The organism is Paenarthrobacter sp. A20 (assembly GCF_024168825.1).
In the GTDB taxonomy this organism is placed as follows: Bacteria; Actinomycetota; Actinomycetes; order Actinomycetales; family Micrococcaceae; genus Arthrobacter.
The window spans coordinates 1,167,946-1,184,244 of the sequence record NZ_JALJWH010000001.1 but is presented as its reverse complement, the minus strand read 5'-3'; the positions used below and the strand labels follow the sequence as shown (position 1 = coordinate 1,184,244).

The window sequence follows — 16,299 nt, the reverse complement described above, 5'->3', positions numbered from 1 at the left end:
GGCTCCTATCGGATGGGGTTGTGGACGGTGACGAGCTTGGTGCCGTCTGGGAAGGTGGCTTCGATCTGGACGTCGTGGATCATCTCCGGGACGCCTTCCATCACGTCTTCGCGCCGGAGCACGGTGGTCCCGTAGCTCATCAGTTGGGCGACCGTCCGGCCGTCGCGGGCACCTTCGATGAGCTCGTAGCTGATGACGGCCACGGCTTCGGGGTAGTTCAACTTGAGGCCGCGCCCTTGGCGGCGCCGCGCGAGATCGGCAGCCACCACGATCATGAGTTTCTCCTGCTCACGGGGCAAAAGATGCATCGATTCTCCTGATAGCTGGGCACTTTAAGGACAGAGTGTGACCAGCGTAGGGAGCGGAAGTTTCAGCTACGTTTCCACGGCGTCACAGGCGGGGGTCGAATATGCCGAATTGACCTCAACTTAAGTTGAGGTCTTAGCATCGTTCAGGTGCGCTTCCGCAAAGCGGCGCCAACCCCAACCAGTCCCACGAAGGTTCATGAATGTCCCATCACACCCCCTTGCCGGCAGAGCCGGTCGGCGAGCTCTTCAAGGCCGCCTTCCGCTCTCATCCAGCAGGAGTTGCCATCATCACCGCGTCAGGGCCGGAAGGAGCCGTAGGGCTCACGGCGTCCTCGGTGGCATCGGTGGCGGTGGATCCGCCAACGCTCGCCTTCTCCGTCACAGGCGGCCGGTCAGCTTCGCACATCGCTGCCGCGCAAACGATCGTCGTGCACCTGGTGGGCGCGGACCAGGTAAACCTCGTGCGCACATTCTCCGACCCCAACGCCCCGCGCTTCACCAGCGACATGGACTGGGAACTGCTGCCCACAGGCGAGCCCCTGCTCAGGGAAGCGCCATGGGCGCTGCGATGCGAAATCGTCCATCGGGCGCCTCTGGGTGGCTCTGTCTTGCTGGCCGCAACCGTTGTGGATATCCGGTTCAGACCCGCCGATTCAGCCCCGCTGGTCTACCACAACCGGGAGTTCCACACCCTGTTCCAGGGCGTTCCGGTGCTGGGCTAGTTGTTGCGCCCGCGCGCCGCCACAGCCCACTGATCCACCACGGCACCGTCGCGGACAACGGTGACCTCATCCACCAGGTTCATGGTCAGGCACACATGGTTGGGGATCACCCGGAGCCGGGTACCCAGCGCCGGGAGTTCCAAGGAGTCCGGCCAAACGACCGTGGCGTGGTGCTCGGACAACGCAGTCACCTTGGCTTCGGGGTATTCGGGGAGCCGCCCGTATCCTGTGGCCCAATCCGGACGGTCGCTGCCCAGGACCTTACTGCCGGCGTCCACCACAACCCGGCGGACGTTGCCACCGTTGGCCTCGTGCCGGCTGACCACGGTGGCGGCAACCGTCAGCGCAATGTCGTCCCACGTGCATCGTTCGAGTTCCAGTTGCTGGGCATCCCCGAATACATAGACACCGGGGCGGAGCTCTGTGGCCACCGTTTCGCCGTCAATCAGGGCCGTTGGTGTAGACCCTCCACTGATGGTGGTGACTTCAAACCCGGCCGAGGTCAGCGCCGTCGCGGCCAGGCCAAGGGCCTCATTCTCGTTGCTGGCCGCACCCGTGGGCATTCCCGGCTTGTAGCTGTGTCCGGGGAACGTGAAGACGCCTTGCACGCTCAGTCCGGCGGCAGCCGCTGCGTGGGCAACGTCCACCGCCTCGTCGGGCAATACGCCGCTGCGGTGATGTCCACTGTCCACTTCGATCAGCACCTCAATGCTGCCGGCATCTGCGCCCAAGTGGCGACCCATCGCCGTCGCACTCTCAGCAGAATCCACGCCAACGGCGATGCGGCCCTTGGCCGCCAAAGCCCGAAGGCGTTCCGCATGAGGGGCTTCAACCCAGAGCGGGTAGGCAATAAAGATGTCCTTCACTCCATCCGCCGCGAAAACCTCGGCCTCGCCGATGGTGGCAACGGTGATCCCCGCGGCACCGGCCGACAACTGCTTCCGGGCGATCTCCAGCGTCTTGTGCGTCTTGACGTGCGGGCGGAGCTTGAGTCCCCTGCTGAGCATGCTGGACGCCATGCGTTCGATGTTCCGGTCCAGGACATCGACATCGATCATGACGGCGGGGGTGACGACTTCAGCGGGGATCACGTTCATTCCTCAAACACTAACGGCCCGGGACACCAACTGCAGGCGGTCAGGGCGCGGACTGCCTGACTCGCAGCTCGAACGCCGCCTCCGGCTGCTGAACCTTGGCTGCTGCGGTTTTGCTTTCAATCCGGTTGATGAGGAGTTCGACGGCGCGCTCCGCAATTTCCGCACGCCCCGGCGCCACCGTGGTCAGCGACGGCGAGGCAAACCGTGCCTCGTCGATGTCATCGAAGCCCGCAACGGCAACCTGCTGCGGCACCTTCTTGCCGCGGACCAGGAGTTCGTGAAGTGCTCCGAGGGCAAGTGCATCGTTGAGCCCGAAAACAGCATCGAACTCCACGCCGCTGTCCAGCAACCTTGCAATGGCATCAGCACCGCCGTCGCGCCGCCAATCGCACGGAACCACCAAGGCGGGGTCATACTCCACGCCGGCGTCAGCGAGCGCAGCTTTGTACCCCTCAAGGCGCAGGCCACCGCTGCCGGTGGTGTCGCCGTCGTGCGCACCCACAACAGCTATACGACGGCGGCCACCCGCCAGCAGGTGCGTGGTGACGGCGGCGGCGGCTCTGTGGTTTTGGATAAGGACCATGTCCAGGCGCGGATCCTGCACGTACTCGCCAAGGAGTACCAGCGGTTTCTTACCTGCGGCCTGGATAATCTGCTCGACGTTGAGGGCGAGTGGAATGAAAAGGAGACCGTCAGTGAGGGTGCGGAATTGGCCTTGGAGCGCGGCCTTCTCGTGGTCAGGCTCGTTACCGGACTGTTCCACAAGAACGCGGTATCCCCGGGCCCACGCCACTTTCATGATGTCCGACGCCAACTCGGCGTAATACGGGATGGAAAGGTCTGCCAGGACCAATCCGAGCATGCTGGTCTTGCCTGAGCGGAGGCTGCGGGCCGTCAGGTTGGTTTCGTAGCCGAGCTCATCGATGGCATCGAGGACGCGCTGTTTGGTGGTTGGCCGGATGAACTCGTAGTTGTTGATCACGTTGGACACCGTCTTCAACGAGACCCCGGCAACCCGTGCGACGTCGTTCATGGTGACGGCCATCAATGTGCTCCTTTTGAACTGTTGGCATACATCGTTGCAGATGGGGCGGCAGTCGGGCCGTCACTCAAGCCCCTGCAGCCGTCACACATCGCTCATCCCCTTGCAACGCGCCCGCAACATACATGCGCAAAGCTGAGGGCAAGGACGGCGACAGCTGGGAGGAGCAGACATGAGTATTGCAAACAGGGATCTTTTCCAGGCGCTGAAAATGCAGGCGAGCCTGGCCCAAGCATTCGGCACCATGCCGGGGAGCAAAGACGAGCCGCACGCCCTGAGCGCGGGCGATCATGTGGAGGCTTGGCATAACGGCCGCCTCTATCACCGGGGCACCGTGGTCAAAACCGTTGCTGGCACCGACCTTTTCTGGCTCACGGACGACACCGGGAGCAGGCGGCTCCTGGACATGGAGTCCATGGAAATCGTCACCGTTGACGAGCCGGCTCCGGCACCCGCATCGCGGGCACCGGAACCAACTCCGTCAGCTACGGTCACACCGATCTCCGCGTACCCCATGTTCCACGACGGCACGCAGCAGATCGCCTAGTTTTCAGTTGACCTGGTCCTCAAGCGACAACCGGATCATGGTCCAGCTCACGGCCGGAAGCCCGGCGGTGAGGCGGCCGCCGTCGAGCTTTACACTGACGTTTTCGGACGGCAGGACCGACGTCGAATCGTCGGCAGTGGCCTGCCAGTAAGGGTCCTTGTTCGAGTAGGTGACGGCCTCAATGACTTTGCTTGCGTTGAGGCTTCCGACGGCGGCATCCAGCGTCAGCGGGTCCGACGCCGAGCGGTTCACGGCGAACACCACGGCCTCTTTGGCTTCTGCATCATAGGTCGCCACGGCTGACAGGGCGGTGAAGCCCGCCGTCTTTTCGGTCTCCAGCAGCGGGGATTCGACGGCGAGGTTCAACACCGTGCCAGATGCATTCTGCGAAGTGAGCGCAAACGGGTGGAACGTGGTCTGCTTCCAGGCCCGGCCACCCGGCTCGGTCATGATGGGTGCGATCACGTTGACCAGCTGAGCCAGGCTCGCGGAGTGGACGCGGTCCGTGTTGCGCAGCAGCGTGATGAGAAGGTCTCCCACCACCACGGCGTCGGCAACCGTGTAGCGGTCCTCGAGGAGCACTGGCGCCACGGGCCAGTCGTCGCCTGTGGGCACCTTGGACTCGTCGCGGGACATGTGCCAGACGTTCCACTCATCGAACGAGATATTGACCTGCTTCCCGGACTTGTTGGCCGACTTCACATGGTCGATGTGCGAGACCAGGTCCTTGATGAACGCCTCCATCCGGTGCCCGGCTGACAGGTGCTCCTGCAAATCCCCGAAGTCCTCAAAGTACTGGTGCGCCGAGATCAGGTCCACCAACTCGTATGTCTCGTTGAGGACCACGCGCTCCCATTCGCCGAACGTTGGCATGGTTGGCCCCGAACTTCCACAAGCCACCAGTTCCAGGTCCGGGTTGACCATGCGCATTGCCCGCGCCGTTTCGGCGGCAACCCGCGCGTACTCGCCGGCCTTCTTGTGGCCGATCTGCCAGAAGCCGTCCATCTCGTTCCCGAGGCACCACATGGTGATGTTGTGAGGCTCGACGGCGCCATTCGCCTTGCGCTGTTCGGACAAGGCCGTTCCACCCTTGATGGTGGAGTACTCCAGCAGGTCCAGCGCTTCCTGCGGGCCCCTGGTACCCAGGTTGACCGCCATCATGGGTTCCACGCCGGCCTTCTCCGACCACTTTGCGAACTCGTCCACGCCCACCAGGTTGGGATCGCTGGAGTGCCAGGCGAGGTCGAGCCTTGTTGGGCGGTCTTCTTTGGGCCCCACTCCGTCTTCCCAGCGGTAGCCGGACACGAAGTTTCCGCCGGGGTAGCGGACCGTAGAGACACCGAGTTCCTTGGTGAGGTCGAGGACGTCGGTGCGGAAGCCGTCGTCGTCCGCTTTCGGGTGCTCAGGCTCGAAAATGCCCGTGTAGACGCAGCGGCCGAGGTGCTCAACGAAGGCGCCGAAGGTCTTCCTCCTGACGGGGCCTACGACGAACGCGGGGTCGATGGTGATTTTGGCCGTGGGTTTGTCTTGGTTTCCCAAAGGGTGGGTCCTTGTCTGCTTGTTCTGCTTATCGATTTACAACGTTATAGAAACATGCTGACGTGGTGTTGGTGTGGGAGTCAAGGGATTTCTTGGCGGGCGTTCCGGCTCCTAGGCTGAGACGCATGTCCTTTGGAGCAGTGAGAGCCGCCTATTCTGCGCGTTCCGACGAGTACACCTCATTGTTCGGGTCCATCAGCAGCACGCATCCGGTCGATAGGGAGCTGGTGTTGTCATGGGCCCAGGGATTGTCCGGGAAAGTCCTCGATGCCGGCTGCGGGCCTGGGCAATGGACAGCCTTTCTGCACTCCGCCGGGGTGGACGTCCAAGGCGTGGACTTGGTACCGGAGTTCATTGAGACAGCCAAGCAATTCTGCCCGGATGCCCAGTTCTCTGTCGGGTCACTTGATCGGCTGCCCACCCCGGATCACTCATTGGCGGGAATCCTCGCCTGGTACTCACTGATTCACACTCCCCCGGCTGGGATCAGCCGGGTTCTGAACGAGTTTGCCCGGTGCCTCAAACCAGGCGGTGGCCTCCTGATCGGCTTCTTCGATGGCCCGGCGGGTGAGTCGTTCTCGCATGCAGTGACTCCTGCCTATTTCTGGTCTCTGGAGGAGATGTCGGGACGGTTGCAGGAAGCCGGTTTCAGCGTGATTGGCACGCACTCGCGCGCCGACCCCGGAGTGCGTCCCCACGCGGCCATCGTCGCGCAACGGCTGCTCACTCCCGGTCGCGTTGGCTGAACGCACCTACGCGCATTGATAACTGTGCACCAGCCCAGAGTCAACAAGGGGCCGGGGCTCTTCAGCTCTACTTCGTGATTGCTGAGGGGCTGTCGCTTGCTTCCTGCCTGTCCAGCTCCTTGTAGATTTCGTGCTGGTTCCCAGCGACGCAGGCGCTGTTCATCTCTAGGCTGAAGCCTTTAGTGGTAGCGGTGAAGGATATGAGGTTTCCGCCGTTCTCATTGGCATAGAGACGGATGTTTCCTGGGTCCTTTGGGCTTGATTCGACGCGGGTGGTGAAGCCCTTGGATTCCCAAAACGTCTTGACAACGTTGACCGACGATTCCATGTCGAGGGTTTCAAGGGTCTGACTCATGACGCTGTAGTTCACGCCGTTTTGCCCGTCGGAGGTTCGGCAATCCATGTTACGAGTGCCCTTATCGACCCATTTCTGGGGTCCGATGGCTTGTTGGGTTTCGCTTTTGAAGGCGTGGAGATCCGCGAGGGCTTGTTTGAGTTGTTCGACCTGGGCTTTGACAGTTGCAGGGTCGCTGGGATTGGCTGAGCCGGTCATGGGGTTCTCCGTGGTGGGTGTGCAGGCGCTCAGTGCAACGGCCGCGCCGACCAACGCGGCGAGTATGCGGCTGGTCTTTAGTCGGGCCTTGGGTTCATGGGGCATATGGTTCACTCTTCCTGAAACTGTTCCACAGCCCACACACCGGCAGGAGGCAGGACTGTCCAGCCTCCCGGAAGGCATCATGCCGCAACGCCTCTACTCTGCAGTCGGTGAGGGGCTGTCGCTTGCTTCCTGCCTGTCCAGCTCTTTGTAGATTGCGCTGAGGTCTCCGGCGACGCAGGCGCTGTTCATCTCCAGGCTGGAGCCCTCGATGTTTGCGAAGTAGGACACGAGGTGTCCGCCGTCTTCGTTGGCGTAGAGGCGGATGAGGCCCGGTTCCCGGGGGTTGGTTTCGGTGCGGGTGGTGAAGCCCTTGGATTCCCAGAACGTTTTGACGACGTTGACTGAGGCTTCCAGGTCTACGGGGTCGGACGTGAGGGTCAGGACGCTGTAGTTCACGCCACCTTCTCCGTCGGGTGTCTTGCAGTCCATGTTTCGGAGGCCTTCGTCGACCCATTTTTGGGGTCCGATGGCTTGTTGGGTTTCGACTTTGAAGGCGTGGAGGTCCGCGAGGGCTTGTTTGAGTTGTTCGACCTGGGCTTTGACGGTTGCGGGGTCGCTGGGGTTGCTTGAGCCGGTCATGGGGATCTCCGTGGTGGTCGGCGTGCAGGCGCTGAGTGCAATGCCGGCACAAAACAAGGCGGCAAGAATACCGCCGTCCTTTAGTCGGGCCTTGGATTCATAGGACATGCGGTTCACTCTTCCTGAAATCGTTCCAGACTCACTCGCCAGCATGAGGCAGGACAGGACACCCCAGAAGCCAGCACTCTGCGTCAGCTCTCCTTGGTACTCGGCGTGGGACTGGCACTCGCTTCCTGCCTGTCCAATTCCTTGTAGATTTCATGCTGATTCCCAGCGACGCAGGCGCTGTTCATCTCGAGGCTCAAGCCATTGGTGGTAGCCGTGAAGGATACGAGATGTCCGCCGCTCTTATTGGCATAGAGACGGATGTTTCCTGGGTCCTTTGGGTTTGATTCGACGCGGGTGGTGAAGCCTTTGGATTCCCAAAACGTCTTGACAACGTTGACCGACGATTCCATGTCGAGGGTTTCAAGGGTCTGACTCATGACGCTGTAGTTCACACCCTCTTCTCCCTTAGGGGTGCTGCAGTCCATGTTTCGAAGGCTCTTATCCGCCCAGGTCTGGGGCCCGACAACGTTTTCAGTTTCGGTTTTGAAGACGCGGAGATCCGAGAGAGCTTGCTTGAGTTCTTCGACCTGGGCATTGACAGTTGCAGGGTCACTGGAACTGTTTGAGCCGATCATGGGGTTCTCCGTGGTCGTGGGCGTGCAGGCGCTCAGCGCAAGGGCGGCGCAGAACAGTCCGGCGAGTAGGCGGCGGGCCTTTAGTCGGGCCTTGGATTCAAAGGACATGCGGTTCACTCTTCCTGAAGCCGTTCCACAGGCCATAGCCAGCACGAGGCGACATAGGCAGCTCCTTTGGCGCACCAGACAGCCTAATTAGCAGACGGAGAGGAGCCGAGGCTAGACGGGGTCCCGTAAATTTCGGGATACAGCTCCTTGTAGATTGCGGTCTGGTCTCCGGCGACGCAGGCGCTGTTCATCTCCAGGCCGGAGCCTTTGATGTTTGCGAAGTAGGACAAAAGGTGTCCGCCGTTCTCGTTGGCGTAGAGGCGGATGAGGCCCGGTTCCCTGGGGTTGGTTTCGGTACGGGTGGTGAAGCCCTTGGATTCCCAGAACGCTCTGACCACGCTTACTGATGCTTCCAGGTCCACGGGGTCAGGCGTTTGGGTCAGGATGCTGTAGTTCACGCCGTCTTGCCCGTCGGAGGTTCTGCAATCCATGTTACGAGTGCCCTTATCGACCCATTTCTGGGGTCCGATGGCTTGTTGGGTTTCGGTTTTGAAGGCGTGGAGATCCGCGAGGGCTTGTTTGAGCTCTTCGACTTGGGCTTTGACGGTCGCAGGGTCGCTGGGATTGGCTGAGCCGGTCATAGGGTTCTCCGTGGTGGGTGTGCAGGCGCTCAGTGCAAGGGCCGCGCAGAACAGTCCGGCGAGTATGCGGAGGTCCGCGAGCCGGGCTTTGGGTTCAAAGGGCATGTGGTTCACGCTTCCTGAAATCGTTCCAGACTCACGCGCCAGCATGAGGCAGGACAGGACACCCCAGAAGCCAGCACTCTGCGTCAGCTCTCCTTGGTACTCGGCGAGGGACTGGCGCTTGCTTCCTGCCTGTCCAATTCCTCATAGATTTCGTGTTGGTTCCCGGCGATGCAGACAGTGTCCATTTCCAGGCCGGAGCCTTTGACATTCGCGGTGAAGGATATGAGGTTTCCGCCGTTCTGATTGGCGTAGAGGCGGATGAGACCAGGGTCCAACGGGTTGGTTTCCACGCGGGTGGTAAAGCCCTTCGATTCCCAGAACATTTTGACGACGTTGACTGATGCTTCCAGGTCGACGGGATCAGGGGTTTGGCTCATGACGCTGTAGTTCACGCCCTCCCTTCCATCACCTGCATTGCAGGCGCTGTTTCGGGTGCCTTTATCGACCCATTTCTGGGGTCCGATGGCTTTCTGGGTTTCGGTTTTGAACGCGTGGAGATCCTTCAGGGCTTGTTTTAGTTCTTCTACCTGGGCTTTGACAGTTGCGGGGTCGCTGGGATTGCTTGAGCCGGTCATGGGGTTCTCCGTGGTGGGTGTGCAGGCGCTCAGTGCAAGGGCCGCGCCGACCAACGTGGCGAGTAGGCGGCGGCCCGCGAGCCGGGCTTTGGGTTCAAAGGGCATGTGGTTCACTCTTCCTGTGTTGTTCAACGGCCAGCAAATCCAAGGGGAGGCGAAACAGGCCGTCCGTTTGGCAGGATACGGTCTCCGTTGCCGGTTGTTGTGAGGGCAGCTTCATACAGGGCCGTGGTTTCTTTATCCAGGTAGCCGTAGCCGTCACTGGCTGTCCTGTGTACCAAGGTGTTGTGTTCGGTAGTGCCTTGGTACTGGGTCCCGTCGATCGTCGCTTCTTCTGAGGAGAACACTTTCGCACCGAAGGATTCCAGCCGCGGATCTTGGCGTTGGAAGCGACCCAGGTCAGCCAGCCCGTCACCGCTGGCTTCGGAGGCGTAGACGTGCCCCCCGGGCACGTGGAGGTCTCCGGTGTTTCGGATCTCTTTTTCGATGCCGGCGGAGCCGAGCATCGTGAAGGAGGCGACGTTCAATGCCGCGGCGGCAAGGGCGTTGGACGTCACGGTGGTGCCGTAGGAATGGGCCAAGACGTGCAGGGTCTCCGGGGTCCTGTTGCCCAAGCTCTCTCTGACGGCGTTGAACGCCTGAAGGTCTGTGACGAACCGTTCGGCACCGGTGCGGGCGGCATCACCGCTGTTCACCGTCGGAACCGTGGGCGGCTCGTAGTTGATCCACGCCACCACCGCGAAGGACTCACCCGCGTCGTTCAGGCTTTGCCGCAACTTGAGGTTCGCGGCGTTTGTTGCCCAGTCATTGAAGCCGCTTTGCGGTGTAATGTTCATACCCGACACAGCGTAGGTAACGTTGTCAGCCGTATCGGGATTACCAGCAGAGACCTGTGCCTTCGGTGAGCCGTGAGTCAGGTCGAAACCCAGCAGGACAGCTTTGGTTCCGCCCGCGTTCCTCAGTGCGTCGGTGATGCCATCCAGGGCTTTCTGCTGCGTTTGCAGCCGTGTCCAAGCCGGGTTGGTCATGGACATGCCTTGGCTGGCGGGCAGGAGTTGAGGCGTCCTGGCCAGTTCGGCGTTGATGCGGTCCTGCTCGGTGATGAGGCGTTTGCGGTTGGCGAGGTTCCGGGCGGTCGCGGTGATTCCGTTCAGATTCCCGATGACTCCGGGGATGGCCTCGATCAGGAGCAACTGGGCCTCGCCGGGTTCAAGTGTCCCGCCAGCGACTGTCTGGCCGAACCCAGCCCACCACTTTGCTATCACCACGGGGTCCTGCCCTGGTTGTTCAAGCAGCCCCTGAAGTCGGTCCTTGTTGGCAGGTACGGCGAGCCAGGCTTTCAGTTGTGCGGCGTTCAGGGCCCCGATATCGTTCAAACCGACTTGCCCCGGTGGTGCGTAAAGTATGAGAGCTCTGTTGAGCGTGATGTCGGCCATGGACCCGCTGCCGGCTGTTTCGAATGCCGCGGCGATCTGTTCAAGCCAGATCGCGTCAGCGGCGTTCTCAGTCAGCAGTTGCTCGAATCCGGACACGAACGTGACACTGCCGCTATTCACCCAAGAACACGCGGAGGTGAAACCGCTCCACGCGTTTCGGATTCTCCCCAGTTCCGCGTCCATGATGTTGGTGAAGGCGCGGGATTGGGACACAAATTCGCGCAGCTTTCCAGGATCAGCTGAGCTGGTTGCGCCCCCCGCTCCGCCGGCGAACCGGTCCCGGGCCCCCGCCGAAAACACCGCTGAAATCGTCGGAGCAGCCACCGGCCATTCCGCGGGCATCGGATCGCTCGCCACACCCTGGAAAGTTTGAAAGTGTTGTTCACGGAAATCGGCGCGTTGCTGCCACGCAGCAAGTTCCTTCAGCCGGGACTTCTCTTCCCGTGCCTTGACCTTTGCTTGCTTGACGTCCTCCGCCAACGCCGCGAGGACACCGGCAAGCCGGCCACGGTCATCGGCCCGGACGGCCAAAGTGCGGGCGAACAAGGTCGCATAGCCGCCCCTAAAGTCCTCCATCGCATAACCCGTGGCGACAACCAGGAAGCTACCTTCGGAGCGCAGGGTCTGATCCGCGGAATCAGCAGCGCTGATCAGAGCGTCGGCGGCGCCATCGTCGAACGCAATCTCCACCGCCGTATCAAAGATCCCCACGCCGAGCCCCCTCACTTGAATAGTTAATCCATCGAATAGCATAACTGACGGAACCAGAGTGTGGGACGTGACCGGGAAATAAAAAACAGGCCGGAGACTCAAGGTCTCCGGCCTGTCTTGGAGGGTGGGCCCTGTGGGGATCGAACCCACGACCCACGGATTAAAAGTCCGATGCTCTACCAACTGAGCTAAAGGCCCCTCCAGCTGTAGAAACAGCCATGAATACTGTACCCCAAGGTCAAGGCCAGCAAGGAACTCAACGTGACGTGCGCCGTCGTCACCTTCTTTGGGCGAACGTTCGACGGCGGCACGCGGCGGCCGCGGCGTGTCGGGCCCAGCGCGGCGGCAAAGTGGGTAGTGACGGCACGCCACCAGTAACAAGGCAGCCCCGGCAACCGTTACTCGACCCCACCAGAGCACAGGAGTACGGTGAACTCATGAGCGAACAGCCAGAACCGCGAGCGTACGGCGGAGCAAACCGGCATCACAAGCCGAAGCCCTTCGCGCCCATCGATTTTGAACCGTTCGCAGGTGGCGCCGACCCCGCGCGGGTCTCCGAGGCCGCCCATCTTGCCGCGCAGGCACTGGTGAGACGGGGCCGCGACAGCGACGACCCCAAGGTCACGCGCCGCCTGGTGAAACTGGCCGATGAGCAGGGCTTGGAAGCCATCGCCGAGATGTGGGCAGAAAGCCCCGCCCGCAGCCTTCCCGGCGCGCTGTGGCGGCTCTACGCCCTCCGCGCCGCCACCATCCAGAACCCTGAGAAGATCTCCGTCTACTTCAGAGCCGGCCGCGATACCGCGCAGGTTTCCAACGTGGTGGCCGGCGCTGCGGAGCCGCCCGGAGCCGACGAAATGAAAACCATGGCTGACGCCATTTTGTCCGGCGCGTTCGACGGCGAGTTCGACGTCGCGCTGGAACGTTCCGCCGCTTTCTGCCGCGTAGTAGCACTCGGCCAGGCCACACTTGCCGACGGCGCAGAACACAGCAATGAAGGCCACGCGAGCAAGCTGACCCGCAACTCGCACCAGCTGGTCAAAACGGCCGAGGACCTTGAGCACGCCGCCAATGCGTGGCGCCTGGGCGAGCTGGACTAGCCAACAAAGAGGGCGAAACGTACCCACGCCGGCCCCGGACTGTCAATGTTGACTTAGACCGCCTGACGGTGAAAACTAAAACTGGTGTCGAACCGCGAAACCCCCGGGCTTCAACTTATAGCCGCTTCGAGCGGCCTACCGCCGAGAGGCGTATCCGGTTCGGCACCATTTTTATGCCCGAACGAAGTTTGCCCGGGCCAGCACTGAAGCGGACCCGGGCAAAGTGCACCGGGAAACTACTTCAACGTGACAATGGTTTCCGCGGTTTCCTTCTTGTCGTGGTCAAGGTCGCCTGCAGCGTCCTGCGGGGTCATGGTCGCCGAGATCTCGGTTTCCTTGCCGGCGGTGTAGCCGAAGTTCTCCGCGATGTTGAAGGACTCGCCCGGCTTCAGGATGAACGGGTCCTTCTCCTTCAGCTTCACACCGGAGCTGCTCAGCCCGTGCTTCTTGTAGCCATCGCTGCTGGAATCTGACGGCATGCCGCCCATGTACTTCCAGTCCGTGTACTTTGCCTTGGGCGTGATCAGCGAGTGGCTCAAGGGGATCTCGGCCGATGAGGTGTTGGTGACCACGTAGTTCAGGTACACCACGGGATCGCCCTTCTTGAGCAGGTTCTCCTTGGTGTCCTTGTCCACGAACATGCTGTCCTTGGACGCGACGTCCGTGGCCACCTGGTAGATGTCAACGCTGAAGCTGTCGCCCTTGAGGTTCCCGAGCTTCTCGCCGGCATCTGAGATGGGGAGCGCCCAGGCTGCCAGCTTGTAGTCGCCCGATGACGAATCGGCACCTTCGGACGAGGTGGAAGCCAACGGGGACGCCGAGGCTGACGGCGAGGCAGCCACGGAGGAGGACGACGACGGTTCGGAACCGCCCGTCGTCGGGCCGGCCGTAATTGGGCCACAGGCGGTCAGGGCCAGCAGGCCGGCAGCGGCGAGGCCGGAAATTTTGATGACATTGTTGAAGCGCATGGTTCCCCCATTGAGTGGATTAATCGGTGTTTGACCTAGTGTCGCACGGTTGCAGGGGCGCAGCGATGGGGAGATCTGCCCGCAACGCTCCCCGAACTTCGCAGACGCCTCGGCCGTGCCGGTAAAGTTGAGACCGAAACGGGCGCCGTCAAGTCAAACTGCCCGTGCCCATCCGTCCCCGGCCCGGAAGCGACATGAAGCTGCGCCTTTTCCCCCAGGAACCTGCCGGGCTCGTACTGCTCGCGCAGATGGCCGGCGTCATCGTGGCCGCCACCGGAACGCTCTCCGAAATCCTCGGAGCCCCGGCAAGCGAACACGAGCGCCTTGCAGAAGAACTTCACGAGCATGAGTCCAAATCCCTGGACCTGCATTTCGCGCTCCTGACCCACATGCGCACCAGCTTCGTGAACCCGCTCCCCCGCGAGGACATGTACACGCTCTCCCGCCACCTCAACGAGGCCATGGAGAAGCTGGATGCCGCCGGCGACCTCGTAGCCCTGTACAAATTGGATCGCCTCCCCAAACGGGCGGCAGACCAGCTGGAGATCATCAGCAGGCAGGCTGAGCTCACAGTGGACGCAATGCGGAAACTCGAAGACCTGGACGAACTCGAGGACTACTGGATCGAAATCCTCCGGCTGGCCAAGCGCGCAGAGCGCACGCACCGGATCTGGGTGGCCGAGATGCTCAAGGACATGAAGTCCACGCAATACGCGCGGCACCGGGACATCGCCAACCAACTGGTGGAAGTTACCAAGGACATGCGGAAGGTCGCCACCCAGGTAGGCAGCATCATCGTCAAGGAATCATGACGTGACCATCGCCATCCTGGTCCTTGTAGTTGGCCTGGCCTCTGGGTTCGCGTTCCTCAATGGCTTCCGCGACGTCTCCAACGCCGTCGCGCTGTCCACGCGGACCCGCGCCCTTACTCCTTCAATCGCGGTGCTCCTGGCGGCCCTCTTCAACTTTTTGGGTGCCATGCTCAGCGGCACCTTCATCCTGGCTTTCACTCAGTCCTGGATCACCCTGCCCAGTGGCACCAGCGGGCTGACCATCCTCGCCTCGGCCCTCACGGCAGCCATCCTGTGGGGTGTGTACGCGTGGTGGCGCGGTATCCCCTTGTCCTCCACCAACTCGTTGGTCGGCGGCCTGATTGGCTCCGGCGCCGCGAGTGTCCTGGTGGGCGGCAACGCCGTGGGTGGCATGGACAACGCCCTGCTCACGCAAGTGGCACTGCCTTTGATCCTGTCCCCGATTATCGCGTTCGCAGCAGCGTACCTGTTGGTCTGGCCCGTAACGTGGGCTGCCCGGTACACACAACCCAATGTGGTGAACCGGCGCTTCCGCCGCGCGCAGGCCGTGTCCACTGCCGCTGTGGCGTTCGGTCACGGCCTTCAGGATGGGCAGCGAACAGCTGCCGTCATTGTGCTGGCCATGGTGGCCGCGGGGCTGTCAGGCGGAGAGGATGTGCCGCTGTGGATCCTGCTGCTCACGGCCGTCATGCTTACCGCGGGCACCCTGTTTGGTGGCTGGCGGATCTCCCACACTCTGGGCCACAAACTCATCCGGGTTGATCCCCTGCGCGGCTTCGTGGCGCAAACGCTGACGTCCGTAATGCTCTTTGTCGGCGCCATCGGTTTTCATCTGCCGCTGTCCACCACGCACACACTGACGGCCTCTGTGCTGGGAGCGGGCATCAACCAACGGTTCCACACGGTCAACCGTCGTCTGGTCCGGCGGATTCTGCTGTTCTGGGTGGTGACTCCGCTGGTCACCGCCGCCGCGGCGTTCATCCTGGAGTTGGCGTTCTCGCCGCTCGCGGACCTGTAACCTTCACGGACGCACCCAAGTAAGTAGCAGTTCAGGTCGTTCCCAGCGCTGGGAACGACCTGAACTGCGACCTAGTTGGGTACAAAAAACGACGGCGGCCGTACCCCCAAGGCGACGGCCGCCGTCGTTCTGTGCCGACTCCCCCCATAGAAGCCGGAACCTGCAAGAACCCTTATCCGAAGCGGCCGGAGACGTAGTCTTCCGTTGCCTTCTGGCCAGGGTTGTTGAAGATGCTGGTGGTGTCAGCGAACTCGATCAGCTTGCCTGGCTTGCCGGTGCCGGCGATGTTGAAGAACGCGGTCTTGTCCGACACGCGCGCAGCCTGCTGCATGTTGTGGGTCACGATCACCACGGTGTACTGGTCCTTGAGCTCGTTGATGAGGTCCTCAACGGCCAGGGTGGAGATGGGGTCAAGGGCGGAGCAGGGCTCATCCATGAGGATCACCTGGGGCTCAACCGCGATGGCGCGGGCGATGCACAGACGCTGCTGCTGTCCACCGGAAAGGCCGGAACCGGGCTTGTCCAGGCGGTCCTTGACCTCGTTCCACAAGTTGGCACCCACCAAGGACTTCTCCACGAGGGCATCGGCTGCACCCTTGGAGATCTTCTTGTTGTTCAGCTTCACGCCGGCCAGGACGTTATCGCGGATGGACATGGTGGGGAACGGGTTGGGGCGCTGGAAGACCATGCCCACCTGGGTGCGTACGGTGACGGGGTCCACGCCGGGGCCGTAGAGGTTGTCGCCGTCCAACAGGACCTCGCCCTCGACGCGGGCGCCGGGAAGGACCTCGTGCATGCGGTTCAGCGTGCGGAGGAAGGTGGACTTACCGCAGCCGGACGGGCCGATGAAGGCCGTAACGGATTTGGCCTGGATGTTGATGTTGACGTCCTCGACGGCCAGGAAGTTGCCGTAGTAGACATTGAGGTCTTTGACGTCGATGCGCTTGGACATGGTGTTCCTTTGTTC

At 61.9% G+C, this 16,299-nt stretch carries 18 protein-coding genes and 1 tRNA gene; 6 read left to right on the top strand and 13 right to left on the bottom strand.

Annotated features, from left to right (window positions below; all coding sequences use genetic code 11):
* Nucleotides 1–5: 5 nt before the first annotated feature.
* Nucleotides 6–308, bottom strand: coding sequence for an urease subunit gamma (locus J3D46_RS05680; protein ID WP_231339650.1), 303 nt, complete (start codon nucleotides 306–308; stop codon nucleotides 6–8).
* 200 nt (nucleotides 309–508) lie between these two features.
* Between J3D46_RS05680 and J3D46_RS05675 the strand changes: the two genes are divergently transcribed.
* Entirely contained in the window at nucleotides 509–1,030 is a 522-nt protein-coding gene (locus tag J3D46_RS05675) for a flavin reductase family protein (RefSeq protein WP_253465627.1), read from the top strand.
* Here the strand turns inward: J3D46_RS05675 and J3D46_RS05670 are convergent.
* Nucleotides 1,027–2,127, bottom strand: coding sequence for a D-TA family PLP-dependent enzyme (locus tag J3D46_RS05670; RefSeq protein WP_253465624.1), 1,101 nt, complete (start codon nucleotides 2,125–2,127; stop codon nucleotides 1,027–1,029). The genes J3D46_RS05675 and J3D46_RS05670 overlap by 4 nt on opposite strands.
* A gap of 40 nt (nucleotides 2,128–2,167) precedes the next feature.
* Nucleotides 2,168–3,172: a LacI family DNA-binding transcriptional regulator gene (locus J3D46_RS05665; protein ID WP_231339653.1), complete on the bottom strand. Its 1,005-nt coding sequence runs from the start codon at nucleotides 3,170–3,172 to the stop codon at nucleotides 2,168–2,170.
* A gap of 169 nt (nucleotides 3,173–3,341) precedes the next feature.
* Between J3D46_RS05665 and J3D46_RS05660 the strand changes: the two genes are divergently transcribed.
* On the top strand, nucleotides 3,342–3,716 hold the full coding sequence (locus J3D46_RS05660; protein WP_231339654.1) for a hypothetical protein: 375 nt from the start codon (nucleotides 3,342–3,344) through the stop codon (nucleotides 3,714–3,716).
* A 3-nt stretch (nucleotides 3,717–3,719) separates the two neighbouring features.
* On the opposite strand, the gene J3D46_RS05655 is transcribed toward J3D46_RS05660, so the two are convergent.
* Nucleotides 3,720–5,255 carry an alpha-N-arabinofuranosidase gene (locus J3D46_RS05655; protein ID WP_253465621.1) on the bottom strand — a complete coding sequence of 512 codons (1,536 nt, stop codon included), beginning with the start codon at nucleotides 5,253–5,255 and terminating at the stop codon, nucleotides 3,720–3,722.
* A 125-nt stretch (nucleotides 5,256–5,380) separates the two neighbouring features.
* Here J3D46_RS05655 and J3D46_RS05650 point away from each other — a divergent pair, with 125 nt between their 5' ends.
* A complete protein-coding gene (locus J3D46_RS05650; protein WP_253465618.1) occupies nucleotides 5,381–6,001 on the top strand; it encodes a class I SAM-dependent methyltransferase in 621 nt (206 codons plus the stop codon).
* A 67-nt stretch (nucleotides 6,002–6,068) separates the two neighbouring features.
* Here J3D46_RS05650 and J3D46_RS05645 read toward each other — a convergent pair whose 3' ends face one another.
* The 7 genes from J3D46_RS05645 to J3D46_RS05615 all read right to left on the bottom strand — a co-directional run bounded on the left by J3D46_RS05645 (nucleotide 6,069) and on the right by J3D46_RS05615 (nucleotide 11,635).
* Nucleotides 6,069–6,659 (bottom strand): hypothetical protein, encoded by a 591-nt coding sequence (locus J3D46_RS05645; protein WP_253465615.1) that lies wholly within the window; start codon nucleotides 6,657–6,659, stop codon nucleotides 6,069–6,071.
* 93 nt (nucleotides 6,660–6,752) lie between these two features.
* Nucleotides 6,753–7,346, bottom strand: a complete 594-nt coding sequence (locus tag J3D46_RS05640; RefSeq protein ID WP_231339658.1) for a hypothetical protein — start codon at nucleotides 7,344–7,346, stop codon at nucleotides 6,753–6,755.
* A gap of 83 nt (nucleotides 7,347–7,429) precedes the next feature.
* Nucleotides 7,430–8,029, bottom strand: a complete 600-nt coding sequence (locus tag J3D46_RS05635) for a hypothetical protein (protein ID WP_231339659.1) — start codon at nucleotides 8,027–8,029, stop codon at nucleotides 7,430–7,432.
* A gap of 83 nt (nucleotides 8,030–8,112) precedes the next feature.
* The gene (locus J3D46_RS05630) at nucleotides 8,113–8,715 is read right to left on the bottom strand and encodes a hypothetical protein (protein WP_231339660.1); all 603 of its coding nucleotides are present in this window, start codon (nucleotides 8,713–8,715) and stop codon (nucleotides 8,113–8,115) included.
* 83 nt (nucleotides 8,716–8,798) lie between these two features.
* On the bottom strand, nucleotides 8,799–9,395 hold the full coding sequence (locus tag J3D46_RS05625) for a hypothetical protein (RefSeq protein WP_231339661.1): 597 nt from the start codon (nucleotides 9,393–9,395) through the stop codon (nucleotides 8,799–8,801).
* A 23-nt stretch (nucleotides 9,396–9,418) separates the two neighbouring features.
* Nucleotides 9,419–11,437 carry an alpha/beta hydrolase gene (locus J3D46_RS25070; RefSeq protein ID WP_253465612.1) on the bottom strand — a complete coding sequence of 673 codons (2,019 nt, stop codon included), beginning with the start codon at nucleotides 11,435–11,437 and terminating at the stop codon, nucleotides 9,419–9,421.
* 125 nt (nucleotides 11,438–11,562) lie between these two features.
* Nucleotides 11,563–11,635 (bottom strand) — tRNA-Lys (locus tag J3D46_RS05615).
* 239 nt (nucleotides 11,636–11,874) lie between these two features.
* Here J3D46_RS05615 and J3D46_RS05610 point away from each other — a divergent pair.
* Nucleotides 11,875–12,534: a hypothetical protein gene (locus J3D46_RS05610; protein WP_231339664.1), complete on the top strand. Its 660-nt coding sequence runs from the start codon at nucleotides 11,875–11,877 to the stop codon at nucleotides 12,532–12,534.
* A gap of 236 nt (nucleotides 12,535–12,770) precedes the next feature.
* Here J3D46_RS05610 and J3D46_RS05605 read toward each other — a convergent pair whose 3' ends face one another.
* Nucleotides 12,771–13,502, bottom strand: a complete 732-nt coding sequence (locus tag J3D46_RS05605) for a hypothetical protein (protein WP_253465609.1) — start codon at nucleotides 13,500–13,502, stop codon at nucleotides 12,771–12,773.
* Nucleotides 13,503–13,696: 194 nt separating this feature from the next.
* Here J3D46_RS05605 and J3D46_RS05600 point away from each other — a divergent pair, with 194 nt between their 5' ends.
* Together J3D46_RS05600 and J3D46_RS05595 are read left to right on the top strand one after the other, a co-directional pair.
* Nucleotides 13,697–14,314: a DUF47 domain-containing protein gene (locus tag J3D46_RS05600; RefSeq protein ID WP_231339666.1), complete on the top strand. Its 618-nt coding sequence runs from the start codon at nucleotides 13,697–13,699 to the stop codon at nucleotides 14,312–14,314.
* 1 nt (nucleotide 14,315) lies between these two features.
* Nucleotides 14,316–15,332 (top strand): inorganic phosphate transporter, encoded by a 1,017-nt coding sequence (locus tag J3D46_RS05595; RefSeq protein ID WP_253465607.1) that lies wholly within the window; start codon nucleotides 14,316–14,318, stop codon nucleotides 15,330–15,332.
* A 172-nt stretch (nucleotides 15,333–15,504) separates the two neighbouring features.
* Here the strand turns inward: J3D46_RS05595 and pstB are convergent, their stop codons facing one another.
* On the bottom strand, nucleotides 15,505–16,284 hold the full coding sequence (pstB, locus tag J3D46_RS05590) for a phosphate ABC transporter ATP-binding protein PstB (RefSeq protein ID WP_011772968.1): 780 nt from the start codon (nucleotides 16,282–16,284) through the stop codon (nucleotides 15,505–15,507).
* Nucleotides 16,285–16,299: the final 15 nt, after the last annotated feature.

What these genes read in the sequence shown, in the direction of transcription:
- J3D46_RS05680 (WP_231339650.1), bottom strand. Translation starts at nt 308, where the DNA reads ATGCATCTTTTGCCCCGTGAGCAGGAGAAACTCATGATCGTGGTGGCT.
- J3D46_RS05675 (WP_253465627.1), top strand. Translation starts at nt 509, where the DNA reads ATGTCCCATCACACCCCCTTGCCGGCAGAGCCGGTCGGCGAGCTCTTC.
- J3D46_RS05670 (WP_253465624.1), bottom strand. Translation starts at nt 2,127, where the DNA reads ATGAACGTGATCCCCGCTGAAGTCGTCACCCCCGCCGTCATGATCGAT.
- J3D46_RS05665 (WP_231339653.1), bottom strand. Translation starts at nt 3,172, where the DNA reads ATGGCCGTCACCATGAACGACGTCGCACGGGTTGCCGGGGTCTCGTTG.
- J3D46_RS05660 (WP_231339654.1), top strand. Translation starts at nt 3,342, where the DNA reads ATGAGTATTGCAAACAGGGATCTTTTCCAGGCGCTGAAAATGCAGGCG.
- J3D46_RS05650 (WP_253465618.1), top strand. Translation starts at nt 5,381, where the DNA reads ATGTCCTTTGGAGCAGTGAGAGCCGCCTATTCTGCGCGTTCCGACGAG.
- J3D46_RS05645 (WP_253465615.1), bottom strand. Translation starts at nt 6,659, where the DNA reads ATGCCCCATGAACCCAAGGCCCGACTAAAGACCAGCCGCATACTCGCC.
- J3D46_RS05640 (WP_231339658.1), bottom strand. Translation starts at nt 7,346, where the DNA reads ATGTCCTATGAATCCAAGGCCCGACTAAAGGACGGCGGTATTCTTGCC.
- J3D46_RS05635 (WP_231339659.1), bottom strand. Translation starts at nt 8,029, where the DNA reads ATGTCCTTTGAATCCAAGGCCCGACTAAAGGCCCGCCGCCTACTCGCC.
- J3D46_RS05630 (WP_231339660.1), bottom strand. Translation starts at nt 8,715, where the DNA reads ATGCCCTTTGAACCCAAAGCCCGGCTCGCGGACCTCCGCATACTCGCC.
- J3D46_RS05625 (WP_231339661.1), bottom strand. Translation starts at nt 9,395, where the DNA reads ATGCCCTTTGAACCCAAAGCCCGGCTCGCGGGCCGCCGCCTACTCGCC.
- J3D46_RS05610 (WP_231339664.1), top strand. Translation starts at nt 11,875, where the DNA reads ATGAGCGAACAGCCAGAACCGCGAGCGTACGGCGGAGCAAACCGGCAT.
- J3D46_RS05605 (WP_253465609.1), bottom strand. Translation starts at nt 13,502, where the DNA reads ATGCGCTTCAACAATGTCATCAAAATTTCCGGCCTCGCCGCTGCCGGC.
- J3D46_RS05600 (WP_231339666.1), top strand. Translation starts at nt 13,697, where the DNA reads ATGAAGCTGCGCCTTTTCCCCCAGGAACCTGCCGGGCTCGTACTGCTC.
- pstB (WP_011772968.1), bottom strand. Translation starts at nt 16,284, where the DNA reads ATGTCCAAGCGCATCGACGTCAAAGACCTCAATGTCTACTACGGCAAC.